Source organism: Streptomyces ossamyceticus (genome assembly GCF_001418475.1).
Classification (GTDB): Bacteria; Actinomycetota; Actinomycetes; order Streptomycetales; family Streptomycetaceae; genus Streptomyces; species Streptomyces ossamyceticus.
The window spans coordinates 1-9,532 of the sequence record NZ_LIQX01000131.1 but is presented as its reverse complement, the minus strand read 5'-3'; the positions used below and the strand labels follow the sequence as shown (position 1 = coordinate 9,532).

The 9,532-nt window shown below is 72.2% G+C and carries 7 protein-coding genes and 1 pseudogene; 4 read left to right on the top strand and 4 right to left on the bottom strand.

Annotated elements, in window-relative coordinates; translation table 11 throughout:
* Positions 1-901: 901 nt before the first annotated feature.
* Positions 902-2,452 (bottom strand): amino acid permease, encoded by a 1,551-nt coding sequence (locus AOK15_RS11720; protein ID WP_055515638.1) that lies wholly within the window; start codon positions 2,450-2,452, stop codon positions 902-904.
* Positions 2,453-3,026: 574 nt separating this feature from the next.
* On the opposite strand from AOK15_RS11720, the gene AOK15_RS11715 reads away from it, so the two are divergent.
* The gene (locus tag AOK15_RS11715; RefSeq protein ID WP_055515636.1) at positions 3,027-3,830 is read left to right on the top strand and encodes an N-formylglutamate amidohydrolase; all 804 of its coding nucleotides are present in this window, start codon (positions 3,027-3,029) and stop codon (positions 3,828-3,830) included.
* A gap of 323 nt (positions 3,831-4,153) precedes the next feature.
* Here AOK15_RS11715 and AOK15_RS11710 read toward each other — a convergent pair whose 3' ends face one another.
* On the bottom strand, positions 4,154-4,999 hold the full coding sequence (locus tag AOK15_RS11710) for a siderophore-interacting protein (protein WP_055515634.1): 846 nt from the start codon (positions 4,997-4,999) through the stop codon (positions 4,154-4,156).
* Between the two features lie 253 nt (positions 5,000-5,252).
* Complete coding sequence (locus tag AOK15_RS11705) at positions 5,253-6,182, bottom strand: 5'-3' exonuclease (protein WP_420876892.1); 930 nt, start codon at positions 6,180-6,182, stop codon at positions 5,253-5,255.
* 220 nt (positions 6,183-6,402) lie between these two features.
* Here AOK15_RS11705 and AOK15_RS41950 point away from each other — a divergent pair.
* The 3 genes and pseudogenes from AOK15_RS41950 to AOK15_RS11690 all read left to right on the top strand — a co-directional run.
* Positions 6,403-6,654: pseudogene (locus AOK15_RS41950) on the top strand (glycine betaine ABC transporter substrate-binding protein); the annotation flags it as partial.
* Positions 6,655-7,180: 526 nt separating this feature from the next.
* Positions 7,181-7,759, top strand: coding sequence for a helix-turn-helix domain-containing protein (locus AOK15_RS11695; RefSeq protein WP_055515628.1), 579 nt, complete (start codon positions 7,181-7,183; stop codon positions 7,757-7,759).
* A 4-nt stretch (positions 7,760-7,763) separates the two neighbouring features.
* Positions 7,764-8,486, top strand: coding sequence for a helical backbone metal receptor (locus tag AOK15_RS11690; RefSeq protein WP_055515626.1), 723 nt, complete (start codon positions 7,764-7,766; stop codon positions 8,484-8,486).
* Here AOK15_RS11690 and AOK15_RS11685 read toward each other — a convergent pair.
* Positions 8,413-9,532, bottom strand: a 1,120-nt coding sequence (locus AOK15_RS11685; protein WP_055515624.1) for an SLAC1 family transporter, incomplete at its 5' end; no start/stop codon positions are given. The two genes, AOK15_RS11690 and AOK15_RS11685, sit on opposite strands and share 74 nt — an antisense overlap.

Sequence of the window (9,532 nt, the reverse complement as noted above, 5' to 3'; positions counted from 1 at the left end):
TGCGCCCTCCCGCGACCGGCAGCCCATGGCCGTGGTCGCGGGCGACGCAGGACGGTGCTGAACCATCAGGTGACTGATCTCCCGTCGCGTGTTCAAGACCTGGCAGGAGCGGTTATTTTCAGGCCTTTCGGCTTGAGAGGAACACTGCATCGACGGCTTCGGAGCTAAACTTGCGTCGCCACTGGGCGCACAAAACGGCTGCGGGGTCACTGAGGCCCCGAGTGACTGAGCCTGAGCAGAGCCTTTCACGATGCCCTCCGGATGGCGGAGTCGACCAAAGTACGTGAACTACACGCTGCGCTCGATGAGTTATTGCTCGCGGTGAGGCGTATTCGGGAGCCGATCCCGCTTCCTGGCGGTGCCCGGTCGAGTGGGTTCCGTCCATGGCGTGGTGGAGCGGATGAGGTCGGCCACAGTCGTCGGGGACGACCGCCGATCCGCGCGCTGAATGGGTGGTCGCCACCGATACGACCGCGCCGAAGGCGGTCAGGTCATGGATCGCATCCACCTTCCAGTGGCTGAATGGGTTTCGTCAACTGTTCGAAGTTGAAACATGTGCGGGCGGGCGCGTATCGGCGACGCACTGTCGCATGACCGCATCAACGTGCTTTCGGGCGTCGTGTGGACCGCCGACCGTAGCGGGCATAGGGACACCCCCCTCCGGCGGGCCGCGGTGTGGCTCGCATGATCAACTCAATCTCAGATCCCGCCACTTGGCACCATGCGATGGTTCGCGGATGCCTAAAAGGGCGTATCGCCCGGCGCACGGAGCGGATTCCACGGCGGCCGGATGCACGGTGTCACGCCCGCCCATCCCCGCGCGCCGCTGAAGCGGGACCGTCCGTGACAGCGGCGCACCGCCATGAGACCGGATGGGTGGGAGTGGGGTGTGCCTGCATGGTCAATGGGCCGGGTCTGTCGAGGCGGGTCCCGCCGTGGGCGGCACACGGGAGCCACGCGTCATCCTGTACAACAGCCCCACACCCACCGTGACCAGCAAGAACAACAGGGTGAACCACTGGAACCACCAGCCGCTGCCCGAGGGGTCGTAGACCTCGGCCCTGGGCCAGGCCAGGTTGATGGTCATGAACAGGCCGTAGGCGAGGGCGAGGGCGTTGACCGGGACGCCCCAGCGGCCGAGGGAGAAGAGGGGCCTGCCCGTCTCGTCCGTGCCTGCGCCGGGGAACGTGCCCTTGAGGCGCCGGACGAGCAGGGGGCCGGTGACCATCGCGTACGCCAGGTACAGCATCACGATGCAGGTCGTGCCGATGGCCAGGAACGCGTCCGGCGAGACGAAGTTCAGGAGCAGCAGGGCCCCGGCGAGGGCGCCCACGACCACGGCCGGCGCGCCCGGCATGCCCGTGCGCGGGTTGACCCGTGCGAGCCGTGCGGAGAAGGGGAGTTGGCCGTCGCGGGCCATCGAGAACAGCATGCGGCAGGCCGACGTCTGGATCGCCAGCGTCGCCACCGCGATCGCCACCACCACGTCGGCCAGCAGCAACCGGCCCACACCGTCGCCCAGGCTGCTCGTCAGGACGTAACTCAGGCCGTCCACGGCCAGTCGGCCGTCGGTGAGGCTGGGCGCGGCGAGCAGTCCGCCGAGGACGATGAGACCGCCCAGCAGCCCCGCCGCGCCCAGGGCGGTCAGGATCGTCCGTGGCGCGGTACGGCGCGGGTGGTGGGTCTCCTCGCTCATCTCGCCCGCGCTGTCGAACCCGATCATCACGTACGCCGCCATGAACGAGCCCACCAGCAGCGCCCCGAGGAGGTCCGTGCTGCCCTCGGCGCTGTGGAAGGTGATGCCGGGGGAGCGCTCGGCGTGCGTCAGGAGGAGGACGACGATCAGGATCGCCCCGATGATCTCCGCGGTCACCCCCACCCGGTTCACCAGGGACAGCACCCGGTTGTCCAGGACGTTCACCAGAGTGGTGAGCGCCAGCAGAACCACGCCGAGCACGGCCGCGTTCGCCGCGCCCGTGGCGCTGGTCGGCGCCGGGTCACCGCCCACCAGTTGGAAGCCGGACCAGATCGCGGGCATCACCATCTGCAGGGCGAGCGCGGCCGCCGCGACCACCACGATCTGCCCGATCACCATGATCCAGCCGGCGAACCAGCCGAACGTGGCGTTCGACAGCCGCGAGGACCACTGGTAGATGGCGCCCGAGATCGGATAGCGAGCCGCCAGCTCCGCGAAGCAGGCGGCGACCAGGAGTTGGCCGAGCAGCACGGCCGGCCAGGTCCAGAAGAAGACCGGGCCGCCGAACGCGAACCCGAAAGCGAAGAACTGGAAGACGGTCGTCAGGACGGAGATGAAGGAGAAGCCGGCCGCGAACGAGGCGTACCGGCCCAGACTGCGGTGCAGTTCCTGGCGGTAGCCGAACGCGGTCAGCGAGGTGTCGTCGGGGGAGCGTGGCGGGTCGGGGCGGAGGTCGGCGGGGGAGATGCTCGTCATGGCGGCAACCTGCTTTCGCAACAAGCGGCACGAGCGGTCGCGCGGCTGTGGGCGCGAATTCCTGTCGGGTGACAGAAATGAGGGGACAGAAGCTAGGGGAGCCCCGTGTCGTGCGTGTCACGCGACCGTGTCCGCGACGCGCCCAAACCCTCACGGGAGGGCGGACCGCGGACGGTCGGGGTAGAGGGCGCGGCAGCAGGGTGTGGCGTGCGGCGAGCAGTTGAGGGTTGGCTGGGCAGCCAGCAGCCAGCAGCCAGCAGCCAGCAGCCAGCAGCCAGCAGCCAGCAGCCAGCAGCCAGCAGCCAGCAGCCAGCAACCCGCCGCGCGCCATTCGCCCGATCCACCGCCACCCGCCCGATCCACCGCCGGCTGTCGGCCGGACGCCACTTGCCCGCGGGTGAGTGAGCTACGTGGGCGCGGTGCGCGGCCGGTTGTCGGGGTGAGTGAGACGGGCGGGTGGGGCGTGGGGCGGCAGGTGTGGGCTGCGGTGGCCTGGGGACGCACGCGGGGGCCGGTGTCTCGTCGGCTTATGCTGAGCGGCCTCTCCGGACCGCCCCACCGCCAGGAGCCGTGGATGAACGACGTGTCGCCCGCCCATCGACTCTTTCCGGGTGCGCCAAAGTCCCCCGTGCTCCTGCATGTGCCGCACGGTTCACGGGTGATACCCGCGGCCGTACGGGAGGGGATCGTCCTCGACGACGCCGCGCTGGAGCGGGAGTTGGACCACATCACCGACGCGCACACGGACCGGATCGCCGAGCGCGCCGCCGCCCGCGCGGGGGCCGCGCCCTGGAGGTTCGTCAACCAGCTCTCGCGGCTGGTCGTCGACCCCGAGCGGTTTCCCGACGAGCGGGAGGAGATGCTGGCCGCGGGGATGGGCGCCGTCTATACGAGGACCACGCACCGGGAGGCCCTCCGCTCGGACGGCCACGACGGACGGCCCCTCGTCGACGCCTACTTCGTGCCGTACGCCGCCGCGATGACCGACGCCGTGGCGCAGCGCCTGGAAGCCGCCGGGCGGGCCGTCGTCGTCGACGTCCACTCGTACCCGAGTGAGCGCCTCCCCTACGAGCTCCACGGCGACGGGCCCCGGCCGCCGGTCTGCCTGGGCAGCGACCCCTTCCATACGACGCCCGAGCTTCTCGGCCTCGCGGAGGAGGCGTTCGCCGGGTTCGGCGGGACGGGCGTCAACAGCCCGTTCGGGGGCGCGTACGTGCCGCTGGAGTTCTACGGGAAGGACCCACGGGTCACCGCCCTGATGATCGAGATCCGCCGCGACGTCTACATGACCGAGCCGGGCGGCCCGGCGGGCCCCGGCCTGGAGGAACTCGGGGACACGCTGGCCCGGTTCGTTGACGCGGCGACGAACAGTGTCTGAGCCCGGCCCCAGCTCTCGCCACGCCGATGTCTCTCCGCCCGACCCGCTCGGGCGGCCGTCACGGGGGCGTCGTGGCCGCTCGCTGCGCGGCGGTGGGCGCGGGCTGGTGGTGAGGCGTGTGCCAGCTTGCGGTGTGCCGCGCGGGCACGGTCGCGGCAGGCGTGTGCAAGCTCGGTGCGTCAGCGCTGGGGCAGGGTTGCGGCACGGCGCGCGGGCACCCTCGCCGCGAGGTGCGTCGGCAGACGGAGTCGGCGGTCACCTCGGACCGGGGCTGCCGTGCCCGGCCGTCCACGCAAGCTACGGCTGCCCCTCGACCGGTCGTCTCAGGCGGACGCCGTCGCGCCGTCCTGTTCCGCCTCCACGCGGGCGTTCCACTCCTTCTTCGCGGCCTGCCAGCCGTCCTCGTTGTGGCCGAGGCGCCAGTAGCCGGAGACGGACAGGTCCTCGCGAGGGACCTGGCGTTCGACGCGGAGCAGCCGGCGCAGCTCCTTGACGAAACCCGCCTCGCCGTGGACGAAGGCGTGCAGTCGGCCCTCGGGGAACTCCAGCGCGCGTACGGCCTCGACGAGCAGGGAGCCCACGGGGCGGTCACCACGGTGCAGCCAGACCACGTCCACGTCGGAGTCGATCTTCTGCTCCTCCTCGGGGCCGGCGACCTCGACGAACGCGTAGGCGCGGGCACCGTCGGGAAGGGCCTCCAGTGAGGCGCCGATCGCGGGCAGGGCGCTCTCGTCCCCCGCGAGCAGATGCCAGTCGGCCTCGGGGTTCGGCGCGTACGCGCCACCCGGGCCCAGGAAGCGTACCGTTTCGCCCGGCCGGACGCGGGTCGCCCAGGGGCCGGCGAGGCCCTCGTCGCCATGGAGCACGAAGTCGACGGTCAGCTCGCGCAGTTCGGCGTCCCAGGCGCGCACGGTGTACGTCCGGGTCACGGGCCACTGGTCCCGCGGCATCTCCGCGCGGATCCGCTCCAGGTCGAACGGCTCCGGGTACGTCACGCCGTCCGGGCCGAAGAGGAGCTTCACGTAGTGGTCGGTGCTGCCCCGCGTGGCGAACTCGGCGAGTCCGTCGCCGCCGAGGACGACGCGCTGCATGTGCGGGGTGAGCCGCTCGGTGCGGACGACTCGCGCGGAGTGGGGCTTGGGGCTCCTGCGTACCGGACGCTCTGCCATGTCGGCCTCCCGAATACCTAGTAAGGCTTACCTAAGTTATCATCTCGCCCCGGAATTCACCCCATGCTCGACCAGTGGACGCCAACTTCGTGATGTGAGTCGTGCCTCAGTGTCCTCACGACCGATGTGTCACCTCACCCTCTGGCGTACGCCCCACCAGCACCTCAAGCTCGGCCGGTAGCAGCACGGGACCGGCCCGGCCCCCGCGCGCCGCCACCGACCCCGCACCGCCATCGACGCCGCCCGGCTGCCCTCACCCCTGAAGCGTGGTGAGCAGTCGCTGCAACGACCCTCCCAAGCCCCAGCGGGCGGCAAGGGCCTCCACCGCGGCCGCGTCCCGCGGTGCCTTCGGCAGGGCGGTGTCGACGTCCGGGATCGGTACGTCCGCGGCCACCCGCACCACCTTCGGCGCGACCGCCACGTACGGACGCGCCCCGTCCAGCCGCTTGCGCTGCGACGGCGTGAGTGCCGCCGTCGGATCGTCGACCGCGGCCATGATCCCGGCCAGGTCGCCGAACTGCGCGAGCAGCTTCGCGGCCGTCTTCTCACCGATGCCGGGCACCCCCGGCAGACCGTCGCTCGGGTCGCCGCGCAGCAGCGCCAGATCCGCGTACCCCTGCCCGACCACCCCATACTTCTCGCGCAGCAACGCCTCGTCGGTGAGCTGGAGGGTGCCCACGCCCTTGAGGGGGTACAGCACGCGGATGCCGCGCTCGTCGTCGACCAGCTGATACAGGTCGCGGTCGCCGGTGACGATGTCCACCGGGTCCTTCGCGAGAGCCGTGAACGTGCCGATGACGTCGTCCGCCTCGTACCCGGCGACACCGACACGGGCGATGCCGAGCGCGTCCAGCACCTCCTCGATCACCGGTACCTGCGGCGACAGCGTGTCCGGCACCTCCTCCTCGTCCGGCCCCGCCTCGTGCTCCTCGGCCACGCGGTGCGCCTTGTAGGAGGGGATCAGGTCGACCCGCCACTGCGGCCGCCAGTCCGCGTCCATGCACGCCACCAGGTCCGTGGGGCGGTGGTCCTTCACCAGGCGGTCGATGAAGTCCAGCAGCCCGCGCACCGCGTTCACCGGGGTGCCGTCCGGGGCCTTCACGGACTCCGGCACACCGAAATAGGCGCGGAAGTAGAGGGAGGCGGTGTCGAGAAGCATCAGGCGTCCAGTCACGTCCCGCATCATGCCGTACGGCACCGACAGCGGGCCCCTGACGCAACCGCCGCGACCCGTACGTGGGAGGGCGTGAACGCGTTCAGTGAACACCTCTGACCAGCGGTGAACGGCCTGAGAAGCGGGCCACTGTCGCGTTTCGCGCGGTGCGGCCAGGGCAGGCGCGGCCCCGGAGCAGCGCCGGCCGTGTCAGCGGGACCGGCACGGGCGGGCCGATCCCGCCGCGCTCCTGGCCGACCCGAGGAAGGCCTTCGGCTCGGGCGACGGCATCCACACCCTCGGCCGCAAGGGCTTCGCCGCCAAGGAGCCGCGCGTCGCCCGGTGGCTCAAGGACTTCAAGCTCACCGAGGCACAGCTCACGGCTCTGGAGGGCGCCATCGAGGACGCCGGCAAGGGCCACCAGGAGGACGGCGTCAGGGCCTGGCTGAAGAAGAACCCGGGGATCGTCGACAAGCTCGCCCCGGCCGCCGGGACCCGCTAGCCGACGAGCCGGATCGCCGCCGACGAGCCGGATCGCCAGGACCCGCCGGCAGGCCGTCCGTACGTGACCGCCCCGCCCGTGCCGAACGGGCGGGGCGGTCACGTACTGGCGTACGAGAAAGATCCGGACAACCGCTCCGCGGCGCGCGGCCGGACCGGGCTCGAACGCAGCTACCGGTACCGGCACTCGTGCGCGACCCAGCGTCAACTACGGTCCGGTGGACCGCCCGGACCGGTGACGGGCCGTGGCGAAGAGATCACGCCGCGCGCCCGGCCGGGCGGCCGGAGCGGCTTCCTCACTGGCGTGAACTGTGAGCATGGCCCCTCACCGGGTTTACGGGGATGTGACGGGCACGTGAAACGGTTTGCCGAACATGCGTAGGGTGCAGAGAACTCATCAGGAGCACCGCGCCGGATGAGTGCCGGGCCGTCGACCATCCGTACTCGGAGCCGTAGGCGCCCTCGGCCCGACCACGTGAACGAACACCCCGGACCAAGAGCGACGAGCGAAGGAGGGAGCCGGAGCTATGGGCGACCACAAAGAGCAGCCCCTTCGGGTGGGCGCGGCCGTCCGGCGGCGGCGCCGGGCACTGGAGCTCACGCTCTCGGCCGTGGCCGAGCGCAGCGGCCTGTCGGTTCCCTTCCTCAGTCAGGTCGAGAACGAGCGGGCCCGCCCCAGCAAGCCCTCCCTGGAACGCATCGCGGACGCCCTCGGCACCACCGCCGTCGAACTGCTCGCCGCGGCCGACCCGGCGTGCAGCGTCGATGTCGTGCGCGCCGAGGACGACTCCCTCACGCCCCCCGTCTCCCGTACGCGCTCCCTGGTGCGTGGTCACCACCAGTTGCACGCCATGGAGTTCACCGGCGACCACGACGAGGGCCGCGAGGTCCAGCACCGCAACGACGAACTGATGTACGTCGTCGAAGGCGCCGTCGAGGTCGAGGCCGAGGGCCGCGCCCACCGGCTGGGCCGCGGCGACACGCTGTACATGTCCGGTGGCGTACGGCACCGCTGGCGGGCCACCGTCCCCGACACCCGTGTCGTCGTGGTCGCCGTCGCCGACCACATCGAGGCGCTGGAGGACCGGCACCGCAAGGGGAAGTGACGCCGTGCGGCGCGTCGTCTCCCTCGTTCCCTCCCTGACCGAGGCCGTAGCGGCCACGCTCCCCGGCGCGCTGGTCGGCGCCACCGACTGGTGCGACCACCCGGAGGGTCTCGACGTCGTACGGATCGGCGGCACCAAGAACCCCGCGGTCGACACGATCGTGAAGCTCGCCCCCGACCTGGTCGTCGCCAACGAGGAGGAGAACCGCGCCGTCGACCTGACCGCCCTGGGCGAGGCGGGCGTCGAGGTCCTCGTCACCGAGGTGCGCGGCGTCCCCGAGGCCTTCACCGAACTGGACCGCGTCCTGCGCGCCTGTGGCGCCCCGTCCCGACCCGGCTGGCTCGACGAGGCCGAGTCGGCGTGGGCCGGGCTGTCGGACCCGGACCACCGGGCGAGAGCCGTGGTGCCCATCTGGCGTCGGCCCTGGATGGTGCTCGGCCGGGACACCTTCGCCGGTGACGTCCTCGCCCGGCTCGGCGTGGACAACCTGTACGGCGGACACGCCGAGCGCTACCCGAAGGTGCCCGTCGAGGAGCTGCGCGCCGCCACCCCCGATGTCGTGGTCCTCCCCGACGAGCCGTACCGCTTCACCGCCGACGACGGCCCCGAAGCGTTCGGTGGCCTGCCGTGCGCGTTGCTGAGCGGCCGCCACCTCACCTGGTACGGGCCGTCGCTGGCCGAGGCGCCGCGGGTGCTCGGCGAGGCCCTGCGAGCAGCTCTGCGCTGACCAGCCCCCGCACGGTACGGGCGGCGGCCGTCGCCCAGGCCGCCAGCAGCAGCGCGTACAGCGCGATGGCGAGGGCGTCGAGGGCGACGAGCCCCGTGTGCCGGGCCAGGCCCTCCGCGCCGGTCACACACGTGCCCACCGGGAACGTGAACGCCCACCACGCCAACGAGAACCCCATGCCCCGCCGCCGCGCCCGCACGGCCAGCGCCCCCGCCAGGGCCAGCCACAGCAGCGCGAAACCCATGACCGGCACCCCGTACAGGACGGCGAGGGCGGACCCGTACGGCGTCGCCACGGGCAGGGCGGCGGGCGCCGCGTCCGCGAGGTTGCCGGCCGCGGTGGTCGACTGGCCGAGCGGCCCCAGCACCAGGAACAGGCTCGGAGTCACGGCGAGCGGCAGCGGACCCGCCGTCACCAGCCGCGCCACGACCAGCGGCAGCACCAGCAGCGTGGCCAGCAGACTCAGCCCGAACAGCGCGAGGCACCCGAACAGCAGGGTCTGCCGGGCCTGACCGGGCGGCAGATACGGCACGAGGAGCGGGCCGAGCGCGGCGGACACCATCGGCGCCACGAGGGGGAGCAGCAGGACGGGGGTGACCCGGCCGGGCTCCACACGGTGCCGGACGATCAGGAGATACGGCACGACGACCGCCGCGCCGACCCCGACGAGCGTGCCGGCCCCGATGAGCACGACGTCCAGGGAGACGGCCGCCCGCACGCCGATCCAGTCCCGGCCGACGACCAGGGCGCCGCCGCCCACGGCGAGCAGGGCCATGGAGAGGCAGCCGTAGAAGGGGGCCACGGCGGGGTCGAGGAGATGGGCGCGGGCCTGGTCGCGGTGGTGGCGCCAGTGCAGGGCGCGGGCGCCCAGTACGGCGACCAGGGCGAGCAGCGCGAGGGCCCAGACCGCCGCGCAGACCGTTCGGACGCCCGGCAGGTCCCCGGGAAGCCCGGCACCGGCCGTGGCGACGATCGCGGTGCCCATGACGGGGGCGTACCACTGGGGGCCGAGGTGGCGGAACGAGGGGGCTCGGACGGCGGGGGAG